Below are 261 nucleotides of genomic sequence, written 5' to 3'. Positions count from 1 at the left end.
GCGCGAGAGCAGGTGATAGAGCGGTTGGCTCTGTTCGGTTTGGCGGGTTGCGCAGATGCATATCCTGATCAGCTTTCGGGAGGAATGAGGCAGCGCGTCTCATTTCTTCGCACCATCTTAACCGGCTGTGATCTGATGCTGCTTGATGAGCCGTTCAGTGCATTGGACGGAATCACGCGGCTGGAGATGCAGGAGTGGCTGTTAGAGATGTGGCAGCGATTGGGCAGCACCGTGATCATGATCACCCATGATATCGAGGAA

At 55.2% G+C, this 261-nt stretch carries 1 protein-coding gene; it reads left to right on the top strand.

The window, feature by feature from the left end; all coding sequences use genetic code 11:
* Positions 1–261, top strand: a 261-nt coding sequence (locus MXD62_RS40285; RefSeq protein ID WP_368862346.1) for an ATP-binding cassette domain-containing protein, incomplete at both ends; no start/stop codon positions are given.

The organism is Frankia sp. Mgl5, from assembly GCF_023242985.1.
GTDB lineage: Bacteria > Actinomycetota > Actinomycetes > Frankiales > Frankiaceae > Parafrankia > Parafrankia soli.
This window is presented reverse-complemented; position numbering and strand designations above follow the sequence as displayed.